Raw genomic sequence first — 24,387 nt, forward strand, 5'->3', positions numbered from 1 at the left:
TTTGTCTTTCCTTATACTTTTCTGTGCGGATTTAAGGAGAAATAAGAGATAATTATCACAAACGAAAATCGATATAAACATACCCGAAAAGATTGTCGTTGTTCGGCTTTTGCTATATTTCCACAATCATTGGTTAATAAATTGGTGTAAAATGGTCCATGGAACCTTAAAAAAAATTTACTATTTGAGTAAATTTGCAAATTAAATAAAAATAGACTAACCATGCTGGAACTGGTAGAACGAACGATAAGATCGATAGTGGAAAAAGAAAGATTGTCCCCGTCCGAAATAGAGGATGCAAAGCGTTTTTTCGGGGAAGGCCAACACACGATCCTATCCCAAGGAAAAGAAAAAATCACGGTACTAGTGGCAAACGGGGAAGAGCGTACCGTCCATATAGCTGTTGAAGGTGAGAATCGGCTATACCCAAAAACCAACGATAGAATGATAGAATGGGATGTCCATGGCCTTACTGCTCTGTACGTAATTGCCGATGAATTTAAGGGCGAAACCCTTTCCGAAGGCATTAAATATACCCGAAAAGGCATGATTAAGCGGGTAATGGAGGAGCGTTATGATAAGGCCAAAAAAGCTGAATATAAGGTAGTGCTGGCCAATAACCTGCACGGAGAACACACTTTGACCAACGAAAAAGGAAAAGCATTCAAGATTACTCTTCGCGATTTTGTGAACAGGACCGGCTATATTAACAATATTGATTGGCGTACCAATAAACTGGGCACTACCAAGCACATTATGTACCTGTTCAATTATTTGGAAGACAATCCTTCCAAGACAAGGAAAATGGACAAAAAGTATCCATTTATCGAAATATTTACCGATCCGTTGAACGATTATAGGATTACGTGGTTCTATCCGGAAACTTTGCGAACCGAGGAAAAGAAATTGCTAACATCCTACTTTGGCAACAAAAACCATATTGGTGATTCCAAAATAGCCCCGTTTTATTCGTTTGTGCACAAATCCAGGGACCTGGAACGTATAAAGATACGGGAGGAGGTCTATGAGAAGGTGGAGGCCTATTTCGAGAAAAACATACTGGACCAACAGCAAAAAAACACCCATCTGGATTTTTCGCCCATTAAAGCTACCCTCTACCCTTATCAGAAAGAAGGCGTAGCGATTGCGGTCTTTAAAAAAGGTGTAATCATCGCCGATGAAATGGGACTGGGAAAAACCCTTCAAGCCATTGGGACGGCAGTGCTCAAAAAAAAGATCTTTGATTTTGGAAAAACTTTGGTAATTTGTCCGGCATCGGTGAAAAGCCAATGGAAGAATGAGGTATTGAAGTTTACCAATGAGAAGGCCGTTGTGGTGGAGGGATACCCAGAGGAACGCAACGAAATGTATCTTAACGACCCCTCTTTTTTCCATATCATTAATTATGAAACCGTATTGCGGGACCTGCCTTTTATCAACAAAGCAGGGTATGATTTCGTAATACTTGATGAGGCACAGAAGATCAAGAACTATGAGACCAAAACCGCCAATGCCGTAAAGTCAATACACAAAAAACACGCCTTGGTAATAACGGGCACTCCGTTGGAGAATAAGTTGTTGGACCTCTATTCTATCGTACAGTTTTTGGATCCTTATTATCTGGCACCGCTGTGGGAGTTCTCATACCGGCATTGTATTTTTGACGCCAATTCCAAAAACAAAATACGCGGCTACTATAACCTGCAAGGCCTAAAAGCCCAACTGGAGCCTATCCTCATCCGAAGGGAAAAACAAGAGGTGTTCAACCAGTTGCCCAATGTGGTCCAAAAAAACGTATATGTGGAACTCTCCGATGAGCAGGCCGGACTGCATGCCAGTTTTGCAAGGGGCATCGCCTCTATTCTCGCCAAAAAATTCAAGACCACTTATGATTGGCAAAAACTGATGCACCTATTGACCAATATGCGTATGGTGTGCGACTCCACCTATCTCATCGACAAGGAGTCCCATATTTCCCCAAAATTGGTGGAACTCCGGGAAATCCTAATAGAAAACTTGGATGTTAAGAAAAACAATAGAAAAATCATTATTTTTTCGGAATGGGTCATTATGTTGAACCTTATCGGTGCGATGCTTAAAGAGGAAGGTATTACCTATACTATGCTAACAGGGAAAGTACCCGTGAAGAAACGTGGTGCCGTGATCAAGGAATTTGAGGATAATCCAGATTGCAATATCTTTCTCTCCAGTGAATCGGGCGGTACCGGACTTAACCTGCAGGTGGCCGATACGGTAATCAATTTTGAATTGCCATGGAACCCCGCAAAGAAAAACCAACGTATTGGCCGTATTGACCGGATCGGACAAACAAAACAGAAGCTGCACGTGTTTAACCTGCTCTCGTACGATTCTATAGAAATAAAAATAGCTGCTGGTCTTATTCTAAAGCAGAGTCTTTTTGAAGGTGTACTGAATTCGGGAAGCCTTACGGACGAGGTGGATTTTTCAGAAAAGGGAAAATCACAATTTATCAAACAACTGGAAGAGGTGCTCGGGGAAGATAGCTTCACAAAATCCCTGGCTGATAATGAATTAACCTTGGAGACCCAAGAGGAAGAGGGGCTCCGTGAGATGACGGCGCAAACAGAACCCGTCAAGGACAACCAACCTGCCGAAAAAGTGGGCAAACCGGAAAACCAAAACCCCCAAACGGCACCTGCTGAAAATGACAGCAACGGAAAAAAAGAAAACAATCTTGAGCAAATGGAAGAAGTAATGACCAAGGGGATGGAATTTTTGACCGGTATCTACAAGATGGGCACGGGAAAAGACATGCCGGCCGCGGGAAAACCAAGGGTAAGCATCAACAAAGAGACGGGGGAGGTTTCCATCACATTTAAAATGGAAATGTAACCCCCATAATTACAGAGTTCTTTTTGAGGTTGGATGGTTTTAAATGAATTTTTTATAGGTGAATATGGTACGATGCCCAAAATCGAAAGACACAAGAACATAAAAAAGCTTATACTCCAAAATAATATAACGAATAAAGAAATTACTTCCCAATACAATATGTATATCCTAATGGATACAGGGGTCTTTTGGGACTAATAGGGTATAAGGTTGACTGGAAAAACGAAACTTTTTCCACTTGTTTTGGAGTGGACGGTTTTTTAAATGGTAGTCGAGAAGTACCAAGGATATTTCCCAACATTTCAAAGCGCATTTTTTTTATTTGTTTTTCAACCTGCATTTGCTACACTATCTAAGTAACAAAAGGATGCAGTTAATTTGAATCCTCTTGTTAAAACGTTTTGAATGGATTTATACCCCAAATACAATTGAAGCTTCAATACTTAATCTTTGGCTTATTTCCCTTGCTACGTTTAGAGGTGGTTCGCTTTTACCGTTGAGGTATTCACTGACCCGTGAGGTACTAACGCCCAAAAGCTCATCTAACCGTTTTTGGTTCAATCCCATTTCCGGGAGAAAGTCTAAGAAAAAAACTGTAATATTGTCATTAACTTATCTTTTTGACCAAAATCCTTAGAGGGGTCAGTATGGCCAGAATAGGGGGTCAACATCACCTGAATATCCACATTTCTGCCCTACGTAACTTAATGACCTCAACCAATGAGGTTTTTTTTATTGGATAGGTTCACTCCTCATAATGGGCTAAAAGCTTAGGTAATAAATTTAATTCAATGTAGCTTTTAGTATCTGTGTTCTCAATGTTATCAGCATCCTATAAAAGTGTTTCAACACGTTCTACAATGGCGTTATATTCTTTTTCTGTTGTATTCATTGTTAAATGTTTTTAATATCCTTAACCTTGTCGTATTCCGCCGCTGGCTTCCTTTAGATTCCACCTCGCGATGGACACCCTTACCTTGAGCTAATGGCAGGTAACTACAGACCCCCATAACGGACTTGCACCGTCTAGTTATTTGCCATGCACGGCACACAATAAAAAAACCTTTCAATTTCTTGAAAGGCTTGTCTTTACTGGTGTGGTCCCACCTGGGCTCGAACCAGGGACCACCTGATTATGAGACAATTAATTTCAGTTTTCATTTGTCAACATATAGCTTATTATTGATTGATTATCAATGTTTTATGAATTTTTGCTTTGTTTCTATTTGCATATGATTTACCTTTAAAAGGCAATTTGTTGTACAGATGTTGTACTGATTTATTCTAAACCTATGGCAACCGTAAAAACCGTATTAAGAAAAACAAAGCTCGCTGATGGCAGTTACCCCATCTCTTTGAGGGTATCTAAAGATAGACATTCGAAATTTTTTCAAACGATATTCAGAGCTTTTCCGAATGAATGGAACCAAACAACGGGTAGTTTCACAACTAAGAATTCAAATAGCACCCAGAATAACAGGTTACTTCTAAAATTTAAGGACAGAGCTTTAAAAATCCTTTCAGAACTCGAGATGGAAAAGAGTGATTTCACTTTGCGAGACTTTGAGAATCGTTTTAGAATTGTATCTAATCCCGTACAGCAAAATGTTTTTTATTTCTGGGATGAGATTATTGGCGAAATGATCTACGCAGGAAGAACAGGAAATGCAAAAGTAAATAAAGACACTTTTGAATCTTTAAAAAAATTCAATAAGAGTACCAGACTTAACTTTAAAGAAGTTACTCCTTCTTTTTTATATAAATATGAGGCTTTTTTAAGGTCGCGAGGCGGAAGTGATGGAGGCATAGGTGTGCGGATGAGGACAATAAGAGCGCTATACAACTTCGCCATTGAAAGAAACATTGCGAAAGAACAGGATTATCCCTTTAAGATATATAAGGTCTCAAAACTTAAAGGTAAAAACCTAAAAAAGGCTTTATCAATAGAGGAAGTCTTAAAAATTAGAGATCTGGACTTAATTAAGTATCCATCGTTTATTAATTCCCGAAACTATTTTATCTTCAGTTTTTATACTAGAGGTATGAATTTTGCCGACATGATGTAACTTGAATGGAAAGACACTGACTTCGACAACATCTATTATACGAGATCCAAAACAAAAGGACATTTTAAAATTAAGATTGTTCTCCCTGTTCAAGAGATACTGAGCTATTACAAACAGTTATCAACAGGTACTAATTATGTATTTCCAATTCTTTTGAAAAACAGCTCAACCCCATCACAACTAGAGAATAGAAAACATAAAACGCTCCAACGTTACAACAAGGAATTAAAAGAGATTGCCGAAATCTGCGAAATCTACAAGCCCCTTAGCAGTTATGTCGCTAGACATAGTTTTGCAAACTGTTTAAAACAAAAAGGAGTTGCTACCGATATAATTAGTGAATCTATGGGGCATCAAAATCTTGCTGTCACTCAGGCATATCTCAAAGAATTTGACAATTCCGTTTTAGATGATGCGATTGATATATTACTTTAATTGAGAATTCTATTTTAATTTCTTTAGATTATTTTAGCACTTTATCCTTATTATTACTACACTTAATTAGTATTTAGCTATTATTTATTTGCATTTGGATTTAATCGTATCTATATACTGTCTTAATTCTTATCATATGCTCTAATCGTGAGAGCTGTTCCCTTATTCGGATTTTTTGTATCTAATTTATTTTTGTCATTTTCCGAAATTTCCTAATTATACTAAAAAACATTCTATAGGTTTTACGTTTCACCAAGTTAATTATATATTTCTTCTATGTTGTTAATATGTATATATCCCATTTTTCTCTTACACTTGATGATTATCCTTAATTATGTATAGAATCCGACAAATCTTAAATTTCTTTAATTGTTGGAAACATAATTTGTCACAACATAGAAAGATCAGCTTAAAAAGAAACCGATGAATTCAAAATTTCGAGAGATGTATTTGCTTTTTAAAAATAAAGTGATCAATATTTAAAAAAGAAAAAAGGATTACCAATATTTTCGTCAACAAACGTAAAATACTCAGGAAAGAATTTTTATTTACATGGTATTTTACAATTATGCAATAGATTGGAAAAATGTAATTCTTCCTTATACTTTTGAAAAAGCTAAAAAAAAATTAAACAAGGTGATTAACAGAGGTTTTAAACAAGCGGTTTTTCAAAACTAATAGCACAAATTACTCATAACTAAATGCTTGTGGTACAGGCTGAATAGTAAATGAAAATTTAATTTGGAATAATTCTTTTCAACAAGCATCACTTAATTGTATACTGAACAACTCATTTCTCCTATTTAAGTAATAATTCTATAAGTTTTTTAGCTGTAATTTCTCCTTTTTTCTTAACAAATCCCCTGGGTGTTTTATCTCCAATCTCATAAGTAAGTGATTCCGCGCCATGTTCATAAAAAAAGTAGCTAGTTGATGTGACTCTTTTTCCTGTCCCAGGACTGGGTTTGATATTTGGTTCATAATTTTCTAATTCTTTACCTGAGGCCAAAATAAGTGCGGGGACAAGACCAGGCTTATTCCCTTTCTGTTCTGGATCTATAGTGTAATAAATGTCCTGCCACGTAGAATGAAAATCAACAAAAAAGTAAATTTTACCCCCAGAATCTTTGACTTTTTTCTCGAAGAAATCTCTTATCACGGTTGTTTCAGGTTGATTAAAATCCGCCCAGTCTCTATTTAGGTCGATGCCTCCCATATTGTGGCGCCAGTGACCATTATCCACGCCGTCAGGATTTACCAGTGGAAAAACATAAGTATTGTATTTTTTTCTAAATGCAACTGCATCCTCACTATCTGAAGAAAGGGTTTCGACAAATGACTTCATTCCCAAATACCCCGTTACCTCAGGTGGATGCTGTCGAGAAATCACAGCGATAATTGCCTTATCATCACTGTTCCCTATTTTTAATACATTAATAGGCCTTCCTTCCCGACTTTCACCAGCCTTTGAATTAGTAATAAAAGATTTTTTACTTAATTCTTGTGCCCATGAGTCATTGTGAGAGGTAGTGAGAAGTTCTTGTGCAGAAATCCATAGCGTATCTGGACTTAAAGAAAGTCTCATGGTTGCACTGGAAAATTTGGGTTTTCCTTCAATAATTTTATTGTTTATAGAAAAATTGGAGGAATCTATTTCTTCAAAATTTACTCCATCTGTACTTGTTTTTGGGTGGTACCTATGATTAACGCCTTCTGAATATGTAAGGGCTAATGTTATTTCTTGTTCCTTGTCAGCCCAAAGCTTAAAAGCGTACCAGGGGCTAGGGTTTATGGGACTATTTTCTGGAGTTATTAACGTTGATATAATAGTGTCATTTACCAAAACAATCCCATTTAATCTTGCTCCATCAAATTCATTAGAAGCATAGATTCCTTTGCCAAGATCGAAAACATTTTTAAATTGTAGACTAACTGGAACTGTTTGTGTGTTGACCTCTTGAATCTCTCCTTGTCCTTGCCATTGTTGACTTGTTTTACAAGAGACAGTTATGATGAAGCCTATGAAAACTAAAATTGTTCTATAATTTAATTTTGTGATCTGCATAATATAAGTTTTTGAAGATAAATTTTCAAGGTTTTAAAAAATATTAAAATCCTTTATAACTAGCTTTATTTAATTCTTTAACTGTCCTTATCTTTCTTGGAGAATCAAGATATTTATCAAGATATTTATATATATCAACCCTTACCTCCCTGGCGTGTTTTGTGTCTATACGATTAAAAATGTGTCCGCCTGGAATTTCTTCATAAATTTTGTACTCAAATTTTTTATTGTTTGCTTTTAATGAGGAAATTAAATGTTCAACTTCAAGTACGTTTACATCATCATCATTGGTATTAGTATGTATAAGAAGAGGTGTGTTTTTTAGTTTATGAGCATTATACGCTGGTGAACGCCTCTTGTACTCTGCGACATCCTCATATGCCGTCTTGCCTATATGATAATCAGCTGAATATAAATCTCTATATCCTTGAGTTTTGTAACCCATTCTTGCCACTAAGTCACTTACGGGAACACCGGCGTATGCAACTTTATAATTGTTAGGTTTTTCAAAAATATTTAAGAGAGTAATTAGACCGCCGTGGCTCCAACCTATTATACCAATTCGATTTTCGTCTACAAAATTATAATTTTCAATCATGAATTCGCGGCTGGCATCCACATCTCCTACTTCGCGCCCACCATAATCAATGTTTTCGTAATGTCTTTTTCCATAACCTGTACTACCTCTATACTCTGCAGCTACAACAATATATTGTTGTGCTATTAATTCTCTAATGATATGGGCGTAAAATGTTCCAAAACTACTATGTACACCTCCATGTGGAAAGACGATCAAAGGATATTTTTTATTTGGATCGATATCTTTTGGCACAAAAACATATGAAGTAAATATAACCTGATTTCCATAACCCTGAGAGGTTGTATCTTTCTCTTTCCATAAAGGAGGACCAGTCATTGTAACTTTATCTACGTGAGCAACATCTCCAACTTTCTGATACCAAAGAATATCATCTATACCTTTGCCAAGTTCATCTAGACTATGTCTTAAGTTACTTATTTGGTTCCCCATTCTTTCAATTATTTTATCATTTGATTCTTTTTCCTGGGCTATTAATTGGCTTCCACCTGTAATAAGAATAATTGATAGAAATTGGTATATACTTCGCATAGGATCATTATTTATGTTAAATATATCAAAATTTTTACAAAAAACTATTTAGTAATATGAATTACGGAGACAAACAAGTAATATTGAATATTTCTTGTTTAATCTTAAATTATTCTTTAAAATTGTGTGTGTTTAATAAATATTTGCAATATGAAATTTAAAATTACTTGTCTTTTATTTATTGCGTTAAGCCTGTGCGAAATGACATTTGCACAAAAAGGAAACGTGACAGGAATAGTGACCGATAATCAAGGTCTTCCTTTAATTGGGGTAAATGTTATAGTAAAAGAAACGTCAAGAGGTGTCCAGACTGATTTTGATGGGAATTATTCTATTCAAGCTGAATCAGGTGAAATTTTAGTTTTTTCCTTTGTGGGTTTACGAACAAAAGAAGCAGTTGTGGGAAAAGACGACACTAAGAGAGTTATACTTGATACGGATCTTGCAGAATTGGATGCAGTAGTTGTTACGGCACTAGGTATTAAAGCTCGTCCAAGATCTGTATCAACCGCTATAGAAACTGTAACTTCTGAAGATATTGAGAATTCTGGTGAGACTAATCTTGCAAATTCTTTATCTTCCAAAGCTGCAGGTGTGAATGTGATAAGCTCTTCCGGTTCCGTAGGAGCCTCATCAACAATTAGAATACGAGGAAATACGTCTATTAACAAATCGAATAGCCCTCTCTTTGTGGTAGACGGTGTACCTATTGATAACTCTAATGTAGGTAATAGTAATGGAGGGGCAGATCAGTCTAATAGAGCTATTGATATAAATCAAGCCGATATTGCAAGCATGGACATTCTAAAAGGGACTGCAGCACAAACCTTATATGGATTAAGAGCAGCGAACGGTGTAATACTTATTACTACTAAAAAAGGAATTGCAGGCGCACCTTCCGTTTCCATAACTTCAACAACCCAATTCAGTACCATCAGTCAAGTTCCCGAATTGCAAAATGAATTCGCGCAAGGCCGTCCTATAAACGGTGTTCCTACTTATAGAGGACCCGAAACTCGTGAAAGTTTTAGCTGGGGTCCAAGAATATCTACACTAGAATATGATGGCGATACTTCTTATCAATATCACAATAAAGGGAGATTAGTTCCTAACGGAACAGGAAATGGTCAACCTGCTGAAGCCTACGATCATTATGATTTTTTTAAGACTGGAATACTTCAGGAGCAAAGTGTTTCAGTAAGAGGGGGTTCAGAAAAAATGAAATATTATATATCTGGATCTAATCTCGATCAGTCCGGTATTTCCCCTAAAGAAAAATTTTCAAGAAAGTCTTTTAGAACAGACTTAAGTGCCATGTTATTAGATAATTTTGAAATATCTGCGAGTGCTAATTTTGTTAATTCTGGTGGGCGTAGAGTTCAAAGAGGTTCAAATATTTCTGGAGTGATGGTGGGAATAATTAGAACTACTCCTACGTTCGACAATGCAAATGGTTTATCTGACCCAGCAAATACGCCATCCGCATATGAGTTAGCCGATGGTACACAACGAAGCTATAGAGCAGGAATTTATGACAATCCTTATTGGACAGTTGCTAAAAACCCGGCTGTGGATGACGTAAAAAGATTTATTGGAAGAATTTCATTCGATTACAAACCTTATGATTGGGCAACTATAAGGGGCAGTATAGGTTACGACGAGTATTCTGATGTAAGAAAATCAGTATTGGATATCAATTCGGCATCAAATCCTCAAGGACAAGTCTTTGATTCAAATATATTTAATGAAGATATAAACACCCAGTTGCTTTTACTTACTGTGCACAGTATAGGTGATAAAATTACAATTAATGGTTTGCTAGGTTATGATGGATTTGCTACAGAGAGTTTAAATAGAGAGGTACTTGGTAATGCTTTGACGGTTCCAGGACTATTTAATTTAGCAAATACCGCCAGCCAAATTTCATCAGAGTCTTTAGGAAGAAAAAAATTGGATGGTTTACTTTTCGATGCGAGATTTGCATATGATGACATGATTTTTTTGAATGGAACATTTAGAAATGATTGGTCGTCCACATTACCTATTAAAAATAATAGTTTCCAATCGTATAGTGTAGGAACTAGCTTCATATTTACAGAATTATGGAAAAATGATGTTATAAATTATGGAAAAATAAGAGGCTCTTTTGGAAAAACCGGAAATGATGCTCCAATATTCGCGACTTTAACTTATTATGGTGCTGCTGCTGCTGGAGGAGACTTTTTTATAGATTCTAATCAATTTCCATTATTTTCTACAGTTGCTTTTGAGAGATCGTCACAATTGGGGAATCCAAATATAAGACCTGAACAAACAAGGGAGTATGAACTTGGGACTGAAGTTTATTTATTTGATTCGCGCTTTAAATTGGATGTAACTTATTATAATAAAGAAACTACAGATCAAATTATAGCAGTTGCTCAGCCATCAGTTACTGGATATACTTCAAGAATAATAAACGCCGGTATAATAGAAAATAAAGGTTGGGAGATTTCGGGTGGAGTAAAAATTATAGATAACGATAATTTTTCATGGGATATCGATGCCAATTGGACAGCTTATGAGACAACTGTTGTTGAGCTTGCGGAAAATGTTGAATCCATAACTTTGTCTGGCTTAGGAAGTATCAATAGTGTTGCTGTTCCTGGACAGCCCTACAGTTCTATATTCGGTACTCGTTTTGCTCGCAATGATAATGGAGAAGTAATAATTGGAAATGACGGATTTCCTATACAAGATTCAGAATCAGGTATAATTGGCGATCCTAATCCAGATTGGACCATGGGGCTACGAAATTCATTCTCCTATAAAAACTTTAGTCTATCCGCCCTATTAGATATACGAAAAGGGGGAGATGTATGGTGTGGAACCTGCGAAGTTGCAGATTATTTTGGAACTTCAAAAAAAACTGCGGAACAAAGGAGTATCACTGACTTTGTGTTTGAAGGAGTAAATGTGGATACAGGTCTACCCAACACAAAGGAAGTTGCATTTGCAGATCCTAACAAATCTGTTAATACAAATAGATGGGTCAGGTATGGGTTTACTGGTGCGGCAGAAGAATATATCTATGATAGTTCTTGGATAAGATTACGTGAAATCACACTTTCTTATAAATTGCCAAGAAGTATCATTGATAAGACATTTCTTACTGGAGGATCTTTAACTATTTCAGGTCGAAATTTATTTTTAATTACTGATTATCCAGGTGTAGATCCCGAAACAAATCTAAATGGCGACTCAAATGGAATAGGATTAGATTATTTTAATCAGCCTAATACTAAAAGTTATTCTCTTACAGCTAAATTTAATTTTTAAAATTATTAATATGAAATCTTGTAAAATTAAATTAATAAGAACTTCGATAGCTTCCTTGCTTCTTTTCTCTTCTTGCAATTATGATGATATCAACCAAGATCCTACGAGACCTGGGGGGGCCAATGTAGAAATTTCTGCTATAGTTCCTGCTATGCAGACACAAACACACAGAAATCAGGCAGCCGCCCTTGCTCGTCACGCAGGTATTATAATGCAACAATGGGAAGGGAGTGATGCTCAACAATTACAATATACAGCCTACCAAATAGGCGAGGATGGACCCGGTTCCAATACAATTTGGGAATTTGGTTTCTATACAGGAGCCATGAGGGATGCTGACGACATTATTAAGCGCGCAACAGAAACAGGTGCTTTTAATACTAGGGGGATAGCTAAAATATATATGGCGATTAATTTAGGTATGGCCACAAATGTTTGGGGTAATGTTCCTTATTCGGAAGCTTTTCTAGGAGAGGAAAATCTATTGCCAAAATATGATGATCAGGAAGAAATCTATAAGACGCTTCAAGTACTTTTATCAGGCGCTATAGAGGACTTAAATGCAGAAGACCCTGCTGGGATTAGAGGAAGTCTGATATCAGGTGATAATCAAAAATGGATAAAAGCAGCTCATGGACTGAAAGCTAGATTTTATATTCAGCAAACTAGTGTTAAAAATGATGCAGCTCAACTGGCGCTCGAAGAATCTAGAATGGCATTGTCAAGTAACAATGATCAATTAAATTTTTTATTTGAAAACACTCAAAACGGAGGTCATCCTTTAGCTCTTTTTGGAATCAACCGTCCTAATACTTTAATTATAAGTAAGTCTTTCTCGGAGCTAATGACAAATGATCCTAGGAAGGGAATATATATGGAGGAAAACCCAGGAAGAGATTATCTTTTCTATAATTCTAACAATCCCAGTCTGTTTTGGGCTCAATTAGATAGTCCTTCCCCAGTGATAAGTTACGCTGAAATGAAATTTATTGAATCAGAATCTAAGGTAAGGTTAAACGAGGATGGAACAAAGGAATTAAAAGAAGCTATCAAAGCCAACATGGAATTTTTAAGTGTTCCAGCCGGACAAATTGCTGATTATATATCAAATATCAATTTGTCCGGATCAACGGAAGAAAAAATCAGAATAGTTATCATTGAAAAGTATAAGGCCTTATATGGACAAAATGCCATAGAGACATGGAATGACTACAGAAGGACAGGTTACCCAGAAATCACTCCTAATGTAAATGGTTCTAATGGAAACAATCCTTCGGGAATTGTGCCTAGAAGATTGCTTTATCCAATCTCAGAAAGGTTAGGTAATCCAGATAACTATGAGCAAGCAATTAATGCACAAGGAGGACACCTTCTCGATGATGATTTATGGGTTTTTCCCAAAAATTAAAATTTCATTTTAAATACTTTGAGTTAGTTATGAGTATTTTTATAAAGAGTCGTTTAACTTGTAAAACGACTCTTTTCAAAAAGTATGGGTAGATACTTTTCACATGTTGAAAATTCGATATTTAAAATGCAAGAATCAATAGTAAAGTTTTTGATTTACATTTAGTTTCTCAGAATAATAAATTGATACTTTCTTCTTTTAGATATTTATTGTTCTGATGGAAGCTGTTAAAATTTGTACCCATTCTAAATACTAGCCATTAGGAGTAATGTTCTTGTTTTTGATTTATTTATCAAACTGTATTATGAACAGTATTCCAAAACCAATTAATTTCTTCTCATCAGAAATAATGATAATAAGTTACAATGTTAGGATTCTATAAAAATGTAAAAATCACTGGCAAAAAACGATACCTAAAATTATAACCTTAAAAATATAGCATCATAAATAATTATAAATATTTTAAACTGTCTTACAGATGGGCAATATTATAAATAATCAACATTCTCTAAAGAAATTTGTTTCATTTTATAGATAATTCTAATTCATAATAAAATCATTTGCGATCATGAAAAACAACTTATATTTCATTTTTTTACTTATAACATTCAGTGTTGCTTCTCAAAAAAAAGATTCACAAATTATTTTAATAAAAAATATAGAGATATTCGATGGTATTAGCCATCAAACTATTATCGGAAATATTCTTATCGAAGGAAATAAGATTTCTAAAATTTCCAGTAGTAATATTTCTTCCACTTCTAAAAATGTTTTGGTTATTGATGGAGAGGGAAAGTTTGTGATGCCTGGATTGATTGATGCTCACACTCATATCGGTATGGAAGGAATCCAAATGGGCTCCACGTCGGTGGATTGGGGTACAGCCAATATTATTTCTACTCAGGCTGCGAAACATCGTTTGTTACATGGATTTACCACTCTTAGGAATATGGGTGGGAATGCTATACCATTAGCCAAACAGATTGATAAAGGAACAGTACCTGGTCCGAGAATTTATCCAAGTGGAGCTTTTATATCTCAATCCGGTGGTCATGGCGATTTTGATGATATTACAGCGGTTCCTCGAACTCCAGATAATTTGTCCTATTCAGAAAGACAAGGGATCGCTGCAATAGCCGATGGAGCAGATGAAGTATTAAAACGTACGCGCGAACAATTAAGGCAAGGTGCAACTCAAATAAAACTTATGGCGGGTGGTGGAATTGGTTCTTCTTATGATCCTATTGATGTTACTCAATATTCTTTGGAAGAATTCAAAGCCGCAGTTTTAGCAACAGATAATTTTGGAACTTACGTAGGTGTTCATGCCTATACACCACGAGCTATACAAATAGCAATAGAAGCTGGTGTTAAAACAATTGAACATGGACACTTAATGGATGAAGAGACCGCTAAAATGATGGCTGACAAAGGAGTTTGGTTGAGTGTTCAGCCATTCATGATTGAAGAACAAAATGACTATCCTATAGGTTCATCTAGCAGAAAAAAACGAGATTATGTTTATGGGCATACGGATGAAGTTTACAAAATAGCAAAAAAACATAATGTAAAAACGGCGTGGGGTACTGACCTTACTGGGAAACAGAAAATTGACAGACGAAATGATCTCTCTCGGCTAGTTGGATTAAAAAAATGGTTTTCCCCATATGAAGCACTTAAAATGGTAACGTCTACGAATGCCGAAATGTTGCGTTTGAGTGGTCCACGTAACCCATATCAAGAAGGTAAGTTAGGAGAATTAACAGAAGGAGCTTATGCCGATTTAATTATAATAAATGGTAATCCATTAAAAGAATTTGAATTACTGAGTAATCCAGAAGAAAATTTTCTGTTGATAATGAAAGATGGAAAAGTATATAAAAACTCGCTAAATGATATGAAGTTCGATACCACACTTTAGGATTTTTTGTGAAATACTAGAAGATTTACAATAAACACTTAATCCATTAATTAAATTTTCCAAATAGGCACTGTCTCATTAAGTGTGTAAGTCTTAAAATCTCGGTTAAATATTAATCTCAGATTTTTAAATTACTCAAGTCTTGCATTTTATTTATTTTGGTACTCAAATTTCACGTTCGGCAATCCTTTGATAATTTCGCGGTTTTTTATACGAATTGCAAATGTGTATGGTTTTCAGCGTTGGCTTTCGTGTCGGAAAAAAATGTGCTGTTTGTATGCTAGGATTTTCCGAAGGAAAATAGATGTTACAAATACGCAATGATCTTTGATTAAGTGGACTTAAATAAATATCCATCGTTTATTAATTCCCGAAACTATTTTATCTTCAGTTTTTATACTAGAGGTATGAATTTTGCCGACATGATGAAGCTTGAATGGAAAGACACTGACTTCGACAACATCTATTATACGAGATCCAAAACAAAAGGAGATTTTAAAATTAAGATTGTTCTCCCTGTTCAAGAGATACTGAGCTATTACAAACAATTATCAACAGGTACTAATTACGTATTTCCAATTCTTTTGAAAAACAGCTTAACCCCATCACAGCTAGAGAATAGAAAACATAAAACCCTTCAACGCTATAACAAAGAATTAAAAGAGATTGCCGAAATCTGCGAAATCAACAAACCCCTCAGCAGTTACGTCGCTAGACATAGTTTTGCAAACTGCTTAAAACAGAAAGGAGTCGCTACCGATATAATCAGTGAATCCATGGGGCATCAAAATCTTGCTGTCACTCAGGCATATCTCAAAGAATTCGACAATTCCGTTTTGGATGATGCGATTGAAATATTGGTTTGAGAGAAAATTATATTTAAACTATAGATTTGTGTGATAGAGCCTGTATGTTTATCCTTTTGGTATTTGGTCTTTTGTTAGAAATAAGTATTCGTATACAAATCGATATTATGCAGATGCCATTTTATCTGAATGCTTTAGATTTGAGCTTACTTATTTTCAAGGTTTATCATTAGGTAAATACATTTTAATACGCTGTGCAACTATTTCTATAATTTCTTCTGCGCTAGGTTGATGCGCTTCTGTAATTTGGTGGGCTACACTGGTTCTCCACGCACGTTTTACATTTGCTATTTTAGAATCGTCTATCAGATCATCAGGCGATTGATAATCCAATTTTTTATGCATCATTTTTTTGATAAAAATAGGAATGACCATTTCCCACTTTTCCTTTGAAAATTCTTGAGTTAAATGATAGAGGTCGTAAAAGTCTCTAGGTGCGGTATAAGAACGTTGTTTTAATGCTCTTAGTTTTTCGGAAATCACTTCACCAATGCTATAACATCTAATTTGTCTTCCGCCCATTAAGGCATCAGAATAGGGGTGCATAATATGCAACGACTCTGTATCTAGCAACAATATTTCATCCGTACTGATTTCCAATTTTATTTTAGTATGCCAACGGTTTGGGGGTAGTGGACGTTGGTTTTTAGAATGGTTGGCTCCCCAGTATTTTATATACACTTGATACCCTTTGGGCTCATCCTGAAACATTAGAGGTTTTATTTTATCTACACTAAATAGAATGCCTGTATTTTGCTCTGTAGTTTTGGCAATGTTCTGGAGTATTTTTTGGTCTAATACAAAACTTTTACCTAAAGCCGTAAAATCCAAATCTTCTGAAAAGCGGTAATTTTCTATATAACATTTACGTAAACATGTGCCGCCTTTAAAGACCAACTCATCTTTATAATGTGCTATGAATACCGATAGAAAATGCCCTAATACATAATCTTTATCTACAGTATCAGGTGGCACTTTCCATTCTAGGGCTTTTTGTATAATCTCTTTCTGTAAAATCATTTAATACTCGGTTTGTGCCATTTGCAATAAATCTTCTTTGCTGGTATTTAAGCGCAATTTCCATTCACTTACAAATTCTCCTTGTTCTAATCCACCTGCATCCATTAAATTATACTTTTGATTTACTTGTGCTTTGGCATATTTGATAAAGCTTTGCAATTTATCATTCTGAAATAATGTTGCCAAATAACCCATACGTTTTGTTAGTGCTATGTTATCATAAGCCTTAGTATAACCTATTAATTTATTGTTTGTAAGCTTTGCATTAGCAACGGCTTTTATGACATCAGCAAAATCGCCAGCATAACGAGGCTGGTCAAAGCAATCAATCAAGGTCATTTCTATATCGGTTATTGTAAAACTGTCGTCTCCATATCCTTTCTGAATTACTCCTATGTTCTTGTTTTCTTTTACAGTAACAAATTTTACAGTGGAACCCAATATTTGAGTGTCTCTTTTTCGTTGCGTAGTTTTAAGGAACAACGTATTAGGAAAACGTTCTGTCAAACCATGATGGTGCAACGCTGTCCAATATGCAATGGCACTATTTGAACTTATATAGGTTGCCAGTACATTTATATTGTTATAATTGGGCTTAGCATATACGCCACGTTCGATACGGTTTAATAGGCCCTTTTGGCATAAGTTTTCTACCAACTCGTTTATATTGTTGGCTAGGTTTTTAGGTAATTGTGAAGCTAGGTCCTTCAAATTAAAATAAAGAAGCTCATAATCATCCAAATGCTTTAATAAAGCTATTTGATCTTCATTTAGACTTTCTGATATGTATGTGCCTTTCGCCATTGCCTTTTACGTTTCAATAGACCCTAAATAATGGGGTCTATTGTTACATGAATGGTAAAAATAGATTATTCTTTTTAAAACTCACTAATAAAATGGCAAAATCACATTAATTGTAATTTGACAACTTGGGTTAGAACAAATGTTTTGATTGTCTGTTTTAAATTCACCAACAAAAGAATGAAACTGTCGCCTTAAAAGTCTTACAGGTTTTCAGCATAATACAAACCGAATTTGAAATATCTAAATTTGAAATTCGATATCACTGTATCCATTAAGACACTGGGTATCGTTGCAAGACATAAATTCTATTTCTGCCATAATTTTAGAATTCTTATTTTTTAGTTTAATTAATTGTTTAAAAGTAGCTTTGTTTTTGAAAGATTTGATTTCCATTTCAAAAGTGGGGTCATGAACTGTACGCCCTTCTTCTTCAGATGTAGTTCCAATTAAGCCATAATCATCACTATTTTCAAAAATAAAAACTGTAGGAAGCGGACCGTTGTCCGGTACTTTCTGAGAATATAAGTGATAACCTTGTTCAATGTTGGCCACAATGATTAATTCATAGTCTGTCTCTGAGATTTTTTTTGTTTTTGTAGTCCATTTTACTGGTTCAACAATTTGGAGAGAAGTATTGGTTTTTTCAGTTGCTTTACTTGAACTTGAGATTTCTGTATTAATCTTATCCTTGTCCGATTCGTAATATTTGCTTTCATTTTTGCAACTAATGAAAGTGATAATTAAAAATATTAATGATAATTTTTTCATAATTTTATGGTTTTAATTCTGATCGGCATTAGATTAAATTGTTGATCATTTGATTGTTATGTAGTACTTTAAAATCTTCCTAAATTTTTGCCTCCATAACTCTATTTTGATTTTCTGTAACAATTTGTCCATCAAAAAGATTAACTATACGATGTGCATATTGTGAATCATGATCAGAGTGCGTTACCATCACTATGGTGGCGCCTTCTTTATTCAGTTCGGTTAATAACTTCATGACTTCTGTACCGTTTTTAGAATCCAAATTACCTGTGGGCTCATCGGCAAGAATTAATTTAGGATTGAAGGCTACAGCTCTTGAAATGGCCACACGCTGTTGCTGTCCGCCAGATAATTGTTGCGGAAAATGGTTTTCGCGATGTGAAATTTTCATGCGTTCCAGCACTGCCCTGACCTTTTGTTTACGTTCACTTTTATTCATTTTTAAGTAGATCAATGGCATTTCTACATTTTCATAAACGGTGAGTTCGTCAATTAAATTAAAGCTTTGAAACACAAAACCTAAATTCCCTTTACGTAATTGTGTACGCTGACTTTCTTTTAAGCCACTCACTTCATGGCCATTAAAGTGGTAGCTACCTTTTGTGGGGTTGTCGAGCATCCCAATAATGTTAAGCAAGGTTGATTTACCACATCCAGATGGCCCCATAATAGCTACGAATTCTCCCTCTTTTACGTGTAAGTTGACGTTGTTTAACGCTTTTGTTTCAATGTCTTCTGTCCTAAAGATTTTTGAAAGATTTTCTGTTTTTATCATAATTTTAAAGTTTATACGATTTATTGTTTAAATGTTTTGTTTTTCTTGTTTGGTGTTGTTTATTCGTCTCGAAGTGATTCCACGGGATTCCTCGTTGCCGCTCTATACGTTTGCCAACTCACTGTTACTAATGCAATAACCAACGTAAAAACGCCCGCCAAAGCAAACACCCACCAACTTAGGCTGGTTTTATATGCGAAATTTTCTAACCATTTACGCATAGCGTAATACGCAATGGGGCATGCTATTACAAAAGCAATAACTACCCATTTTATAAAGTCTTTATTGAGCATGAGCATGATTTCGGTGACGGTGGCACCGTTTACTTTGCGGATGCCAATTTCTTTGGTTTTTTGTTGGGTTTTAAAAAGAGACATGCCTATTAAACCGAGAATGGTGATGAAAATGGCTAATGCGGTAAGTATTAGAATCGCTTTTTGAAATGTTTTTTCATTTTGATAAGATTTTTCATATAGTGAACTTAGATCACTAGGAGGATCCCATTTTACCGATAGATTGTTTTCTTCTTTTATCTTGTTAATTATTTGGACTACTTCTTTATAGTCTCCATTTCTATATTTGATGGTTATATTTTCTAATGATTCAAATTTAGAGCTGGTTTGAGCGCTTTCATCTTTTCTTAGAAATATATAAGGTTCTATAACTTTGTGAAAAGACGAAAAATGAAAATCTTTAAGAACACCTATTACATTTCCCACAAACTGATTTTCACCTAATGGATCATCTCCCAATCCCAAATGCTTTACTGCTGCTTCGTTTATAATCACATCATCCCGTTTATAGGCTTCAGTAAAATTTTGACCTTTTATTAATTCTAATTGGTAGATAGGAATATAATTTGAATCCACTTCATTGGCGTCTAACTTAACTGCTTTTGGGACGCCATTAACCTTTATAATCATAGTTTGCGTTAGACCGTTTGGTAGTGACAACGTCTGACCGATAGTCACAGAATCTATTAGTGGGTAACGCAGTAAACCTTCTTTAATAACAGCCGTTTTTGACTTAGGAATACTGAAAGCAATAAGATTGTTCGGGTTATAACCTTTATCGGAATTAATCATATAATCCAATTGTTTATAAAAGCCTATTGAAAAAATAAGCATAAACGCTACAATTCCAATTTGAACAACTACAGCGTCATTCTTTAAAAAAAAGTTATGTCCTTTCTTTGAAGTACTCCCACTTAATGTTTCAATGGTATTATGCCGCCATACATAGAAAGCAAAATATGCTCCTGTTAGCATGGCTATGAACACTATTAATACAATGCCATATATAATAAACCCATAATTATCAGCGCTATTAAACTCCAATTTACTGTTGGTAAACTCATTAAATACAGGGATTGCCAGTTTCATTAGAAAAACTGCTATACCTGCTGAAACGACACTTATACTCATAGCCTCGAATAAAAACAGCTTTAAGAGCCCTGACTTATTCAACCCATGAACTTTATGAATGGAAAGTTCTTTAAAGCGTCGTTTTGTAACAGCGGTATAAAGCAATAGAAAATTTAGCAGGGATATGGTTAATACTAAAGTTCCTATGATGACATAAAACAAAACTTCTTTAATAGATCCTGTACGGATTTCATTAACATCATCTGAAAACAGATGGATATCGGCAATGGCCTGTAAACTATATACGGTGCCCTTCCCATCATACTTTTCGTCAATCTCTTTTCCTATTTCATTTATTTTGTCAACAACCTTTTTAGCGCTTGTGTTATTGGCTAACGACAAAAAAGTTTGATAACCACCTCCTTGATATATCATTTCTTTTTCTGAATGGTATCTTTTGGAGTTCTCTATTGGAATAATAAGCGTTGGCTTAAAGAAAGACTTTTTAGGAAAATCTTTAAAAACCGCAACAATAGTATACTCTGCGTTTGTTCCATAATCTGCTTCTTGACCAAAAAAATTATCAGATATAACCGCTATTGTTTTGCCAACAACTGGCGTTTCGCCAAAGTGCTTTAGCGCCGTAGATTCCGATATAACAATCGTCTTTAGCTCTGTGTTAAAAGAATGAACGCCACCTTCAATAATATCAAAAGAGAGCACATCAAAAATCTCTGGACTTGCCCCTATCATCTCTGGCTCAACAATACTATCTTGAACTCTTAAATAATTAAGATGGAAGACGAACATGTTATTGATTTCGGGTATATCCTCCTTAAAACGATGTGTTAAGGCTAAATTTATAGTTCTAGTTTTTTCATTATCAAAAGAATTTTGCAATAAGAGCCTATGTATTTGCTTAGAATTTTCATGATGTGTGTCATAGCCTGTATGCTCTGTAACAGACAGTAAGGCTATAAAAGCAATGCTTAACCCAATACTTAATCCTATAAGATTCAAAAAACTATAAGGCCGTTGGCTTATAAAATTCCTGTACACTATTTTTAAATAATAACTAATCTTCATTTTTTAGCTTTTCATTATTTTCACTCTTTGCGCTCTACGTTCTCCCCTACGGGGAGATGTCCGCAGGACAAAAGGGGCTTTCCTACTCATCCCTCAAACTCTCCACCGGATTCCTCGTTGCCGCTCTATACGTTTGCCAACTCACTGTAACTAATGCAATAACCAACGTAAAAACGCCCGCCAAAGCAAACACCCACCAACTTAGGCTGGTTTTATATGCGAAATTTTCTAACCATTTACGCATAGCGTAATACGCAATGGGGCATGCTATTACAAAAGCAATAACTACCCATTTTATAAAGTCTTTATTGAGCATGAGCATGATTTCGGTGATAGTGGCGCCGTTTACTTTGCGGATGCCTATTTCTTTGGTTTTTTGTTGGGTTTTAAAAAGAGACATGCCTATTAAACCGAGAATGGTGATAAACATAGCAATGATGGTTAATAGCAAGATGGTTTTTTGAAGTGTCTTTTCCTTTTCGTAAAACATTTCATTAACGGAATCCATATAGTTTGGGTCAAAAATTTGTTTCCGTGCCTCTTCCATACTGCCAAAAATATTGATCATTTCCGGATCACTATACGTGGGGTTTAGAATATTTGCTAATTGCACATTCTGGTTACCGAGAAGTGTTTCAATTATAGCAATCGTGTTTTCTTTATCTTCTGGCTTGTAGCCAATAATCATTTTACTAGAATTATTTTCAGTAACGACTTTAAATATACTTGGTCTAATCGATTTATGTAAAGCCTCAAAATTGAAATCTTTAACAACGCCAATTATGGTTCCCATGTTTGTTTTGATCCCAATGGGTTTTTCTAAATTTAAAAGCTTTACAGCGGTTTCATTTAGAATAATGGCATCCATTTTATCCGTAATAAATTCATTTGAAAAATTACGCCCTTCAGTTATAGTGATCCCATAAAGCGGGATGTAATTATAATCCACACTAAACAATTCCATTTCAACTAATTCAGAAGGACTATCAATATTATGTATCCTTGTGATGGAAGACCCGGTTGGGTCTGGTATAGGTTGTCCCATAGCGACATCTGAAATTTCGGGATGTTTTTTAGCTTCTTCTTTAAAGATTTCAGAGTTAATTGCTAAACCTCCAATTACAAAGACATGCTTAGGATTATAACCTTTATCTGAAGTTAAAATAAAATCTAACTGTTTATAATAGCCTAATGAAAAAATAAGCATAAACGACACTATGATTAACTGCAAGGCTAACCCGTTGCTTTTTAGAAAGAAGTTGGTTTTTTTGCTGGTTTTTGTTTTTCCTATAAATTCAATGGCATTGTATTTATTTAAATAATGATATAATTTATAACCTGATAGCAATGCGACTACGATTACTAAACCTATCGCGTAAATAAAAAACGGAGCGTTAGAGAACCAAGAAAATTCTATATTACTTTTTGTAAAACTATTGAAAAAAGGCAAAACTAATCCAACTAGTATTATAGCGAGCGTAGCTGCTATCAAACTTATAATTATGGATTCTACCATAAACATCTTCAGTAAGCCTAACTCACTCAGGCCGTTTACTTTTCTTATAGCAAACTCTTTAAACCGTCGTTGTGTTATTGCAGTGTATAACAGCAAAAAATTAAGTAAAGAAATCAGTAATATTAAAACCCCGATTAATGCATAGCTTAACAATACTTTTATGGAACCGTCTGAGTGTAAATGAATGTCCTCCAAAGACTGTAATTTATACCCTTTCTTTAATACTTTAGCTGCCGTGTCGTTATGATTACTGTTTTTCTCTAAAAGAAAATATGTATTAAAGGACGATATCTCAACTCCAGGTACTTTTTCTTTAATTTGACTTTTTATTGGCAGTATATAAGATGGTTTTAATGTAGACTTTTTTGGGAATTCTTTATAAACTGCCCGAATGGTATACTTGATTTTCTCTTCCTTTTCAAGCTCTATTGATTTCCCAACGACATCTATGGCGCCAAACTCTCTAAGTGCAAATTCCTCTGAAATAACAATAACAAACACATCGTCCTTAAATGATTCTATATTCCCTGCTGTAATATTAAATGTAAAGACATTAAATAGTTCTGGGTCAGCATATATCCCTCTCGCTTCAATAAGACCATTAATTCTGAAAAAAGCATTTTTATAACGGATTACATTTTTAATTTCTGGAATTTCTTCTTGCAACTCTTTTCCAATGTGTGCAGTTGTGTTGGGACTTGCAATTTCATCACTATTGATTTCCTTTGTTAATAACCGATAAATATCCTTAGAGTTTTCGTGAAAGGTATCATACCCTGTCTCTTCCGTTACGTATAATAACGCTATAAAAGATATGCACAGCCCAATAATCAAACCTATAAGATTCAAAAAACTATAAGGTCGTTGGCTTATAAAATTCCTGTACACTGTTTTTAAATGGTATGCGATGTTCATTTTTTATTTTATTTTGATTCTGAAATACCGGTTAAAGTTATTTTTGTTATTGGTTGC

Annotated in this window: 15 protein-coding genes and 1 pseudogene; 7 read left to right on the plus strand and 9 right to left on the minus strand. The window is 35.0% G+C overall.

Annotation, left to right across the window (positions count from 1 at the left end; translation table 11 throughout):
- The first annotated feature begins 222 nt into the window (after positions 1-222).
- The gene (locus JEM65_RS02885) at positions 223-2,874 is read left to right on the plus strand and encodes a DEAD/DEAH box helicase (RefSeq protein WP_199597064.1); all 2,652 of its coding nucleotides are present in this window, start codon (positions 223-225) and stop codon (positions 2,872-2,874) included.
- 411 nt (positions 2,875-3,285) lie between these two features.
- Here the strand turns inward: JEM65_RS02885 and JEM65_RS02890 are convergent, their stop codons facing one another.
- Entirely contained in the window at positions 3,286-3,441 is a 156-nt protein-coding gene (locus JEM65_RS02890) for a helix-turn-helix domain-containing protein (RefSeq protein ID WP_233530496.1), read from the minus strand.
- A 725-nt stretch (positions 3,442-4,166) separates the two neighbouring features.
- Between JEM65_RS02890 and JEM65_RS02895 the strand changes: the two genes are divergently transcribed.
- The gene (locus JEM65_RS02895; protein ID WP_199597065.1) at positions 4,167-4,940 is read left to right on the plus strand and encodes a phage integrase SAM-like domain and Arm DNA-binding domain-containing protein; all 774 of its coding nucleotides are present in this window, start codon (positions 4,167-4,169) and stop codon (positions 4,938-4,940) included.
- A 12-nt stretch (positions 4,941-4,952) separates the two neighbouring features.
- Positions 4,953-5,375: pseudogene (locus tag JEM65_RS02900) on the plus strand (tyrosine-type recombinase/integrase); the annotation flags it as partial.
- A gap of 799 nt (positions 5,376-6,174) precedes the next feature.
- On the opposite strand, the gene JEM65_RS02905 reads toward JEM65_RS02900, so the two are convergent.
- Together JEM65_RS02905 and JEM65_RS02910 are read right to left on the minus strand one after the other, a co-directional pair.
- Positions 6,175-7,440, minus strand: coding sequence for a M14 family metallopeptidase (locus JEM65_RS02905; RefSeq protein WP_199597066.1), 1,266 nt, complete (start codon positions 7,438-7,440; stop codon positions 6,175-6,177).
- A gap of 43 nt (positions 7,441-7,483) precedes the next feature.
- Positions 7,484-8,569 carry an alpha/beta hydrolase family protein gene (locus tag JEM65_RS02910; protein ID WP_199597067.1) on the minus strand — a complete coding sequence of 362 codons (1,086 nt, stop codon included), beginning with the start codon at positions 8,567-8,569 and terminating at the stop codon, positions 7,484-7,486.
- A gap of 150 nt (positions 8,570-8,719) precedes the next feature.
- Between JEM65_RS02910 and JEM65_RS02915 the strand changes: the two genes are divergently transcribed.
- From JEM65_RS02915 to JEM65_RS02930, 4 genes are all read left to right on the plus strand, one after another.
- The gene (locus tag JEM65_RS02915; RefSeq protein WP_199597068.1) at positions 8,720-11,887 is read left to right on the plus strand and encodes a SusC/RagA family TonB-linked outer membrane protein; all 3,168 of its coding nucleotides are present in this window, start codon (positions 8,720-8,722) and stop codon (positions 11,885-11,887) included.
- Positions 11,888-11,897: 10 nt separating this feature from the next.
- Positions 11,898-13,295: a SusD/RagB family nutrient-binding outer membrane lipoprotein gene (locus tag JEM65_RS02920; RefSeq protein ID WP_199597069.1), complete on the plus strand. Its 1,398-nt coding sequence runs from the start codon at positions 11,898-11,900 to the stop codon at positions 13,293-13,295.
- 568 nt (positions 13,296-13,863) lie between these two features.
- On the plus strand, positions 13,864-15,216 hold the full coding sequence (locus JEM65_RS02925; RefSeq protein ID WP_199597070.1) for a metal-dependent hydrolase family protein: 1,353 nt from the start codon (positions 13,864-13,866) through the stop codon (positions 15,214-15,216).
- A 335-nt stretch (positions 15,217-15,551) separates the two neighbouring features.
- Positions 15,552-16,082 (plus strand): tyrosine-type recombinase/integrase, encoded by a 531-nt coding sequence (locus tag JEM65_RS02930; protein ID WP_307810539.1) that lies wholly within the window; start codon positions 15,552-15,554, stop codon positions 16,080-16,082.
- 156 nt (positions 16,083-16,238) lie between these two features.
- On the opposite strand, the gene JEM65_RS02935 is transcribed toward JEM65_RS02930, so the two are convergent.
- The 6 genes from JEM65_RS02935 to JEM65_RS02960 all read right to left on the minus strand — a co-directional run bounded on the left by JEM65_RS02935 (position 16,239) and on the right by JEM65_RS02960 (position 24,330).
- On the minus strand, positions 16,239-17,102 hold the full coding sequence (locus JEM65_RS02935) for a nucleotidyl transferase AbiEii/AbiGii toxin family protein (RefSeq protein ID WP_199597072.1): 864 nt from the start codon (positions 17,100-17,102) through the stop codon (positions 16,239-16,241).
- Positions 17,103-17,906: a type IV toxin-antitoxin system AbiEi family antitoxin domain-containing protein gene (locus tag JEM65_RS02940; RefSeq protein WP_199597073.1), complete on the minus strand. Its 804-nt coding sequence runs from the start codon at positions 17,904-17,906 to the stop codon at positions 17,103-17,105.
- Positions 17,907-18,146: 240 nt separating this feature from the next.
- Positions 18,147-18,674, minus strand: a complete 528-nt coding sequence (locus JEM65_RS02945) for a protein-disulfide reductase DsbD domain-containing protein (RefSeq protein ID WP_199597074.1) — start codon at positions 18,672-18,674, stop codon at positions 18,147-18,149.
- Between the two features lie 79 nt (positions 18,675-18,753).
- Positions 18,754-19,449 carry an ABC transporter ATP-binding protein gene (locus JEM65_RS02950; protein ID WP_199597075.1) on the minus strand — a complete coding sequence of 232 codons (696 nt, stop codon included), beginning with the start codon at positions 19,447-19,449 and terminating at the stop codon, positions 18,754-18,756.
- A gap of 59 nt (positions 19,450-19,508) precedes the next feature.
- Positions 19,509-21,899, minus strand: a complete 2,391-nt coding sequence (locus JEM65_RS02955; protein ID WP_199597076.1) for an ABC transporter permease — start codon at positions 21,897-21,899, stop codon at positions 19,509-19,511.
- A gap of 82 nt (positions 21,900-21,981) precedes the next feature.
- Positions 21,982-24,330, minus strand: a complete 2,349-nt coding sequence (locus JEM65_RS02960; protein WP_199597077.1) for an ABC transporter permease — start codon at positions 24,328-24,330, stop codon at positions 21,982-21,984.
- Positions 24,331-24,387 lie beyond the last annotated feature (57 nt).

It is taken from the genome of Gelidibacter salicanalis (assembly GCF_016469035.1).
In the GTDB taxonomy this organism is placed as follows: Bacteria; Bacteroidota; Bacteroidia; order Flavobacteriales; family Flavobacteriaceae; genus Gelidibacter; species Gelidibacter salicanalis_A.

What these genes read in the sequence shown, in the direction of transcription:
- JEM65_RS02885 (WP_199597064.1), top strand. Translation starts at nt 223, where the DNA reads ATGCTGGAACTGGTAGAACGAACGATAAGATCGATAGTGGAAAAAGAA.
- JEM65_RS02890 (WP_233530496.1), bottom strand. Translation starts at nt 3,441, where the DNA reads ATGGGATTGAACCAAAAACGGTTAGATGAGCTTTTGGGCGTTAGTACC.
- JEM65_RS02895 (WP_199597065.1), top strand. Translation starts at nt 4,167, where the DNA reads ATGGCAACCGTAAAAACCGTATTAAGAAAAACAAAGCTCGCTGATGGC.
- JEM65_RS02905 (WP_199597066.1), bottom strand. Translation starts at nt 7,440, where the DNA reads ATGCAGATCACAAAATTAAATTATAGAACAATTTTAGTTTTCATAGGC.
- JEM65_RS02910 (WP_199597067.1), bottom strand. Translation starts at nt 8,569, where the DNA reads ATGCGAAGTATATACCAATTTCTATCAATTATTCTTATTACAGGTGGA.
- JEM65_RS02915 (WP_199597068.1), top strand. Translation starts at nt 8,720, where the DNA reads ATGAAATTTAAAATTACTTGTCTTTTATTTATTGCGTTAAGCCTGTGC.
- JEM65_RS02920 (WP_199597069.1), top strand. Translation starts at nt 11,898, where the DNA reads ATGAAATCTTGTAAAATTAAATTAATAAGAACTTCGATAGCTTCCTTG.
- JEM65_RS02925 (WP_199597070.1), top strand. Translation starts at nt 13,864, where the DNA reads ATGAAAAACAACTTATATTTCATTTTTTTACTTATAACATTCAGTGTT.
- JEM65_RS02935 (WP_199597072.1), bottom strand. Translation starts at nt 17,102, where the DNA reads ATGATTTTACAGAAAGAGATTATACAAAAAGCCCTAGAATGGAAAGTG.
- JEM65_RS02940 (WP_199597073.1), bottom strand. Translation starts at nt 17,906, where the DNA reads ATGGCGAAAGGCACATACATATCAGAAAGTCTAAATGAAGATCAAATA.
- JEM65_RS02945 (WP_199597074.1), bottom strand. Translation starts at nt 18,674, where the DNA reads ATGAAAAAATTATCATTAATATTTTTAATTATCACTTTCATTAGTTGC.
- JEM65_RS02950 (WP_199597075.1), bottom strand. Translation starts at nt 19,449, where the DNA reads ATGATAAAAACAGAAAATCTTTCAAAAATCTTTAGGACAGAAGACATT.
- JEM65_RS02955 (WP_199597076.1), bottom strand. Translation starts at nt 21,899, where the DNA reads ATGAAGATTAGTTATTATTTAAAAATAGTGTACAGGAATTTTATAAGC.
- JEM65_RS02960 (WP_199597077.1), bottom strand. Translation starts at nt 24,330, where the DNA reads ATGAACATCGCATACCATTTAAAAACAGTGTACAGGAATTTTATAAGC.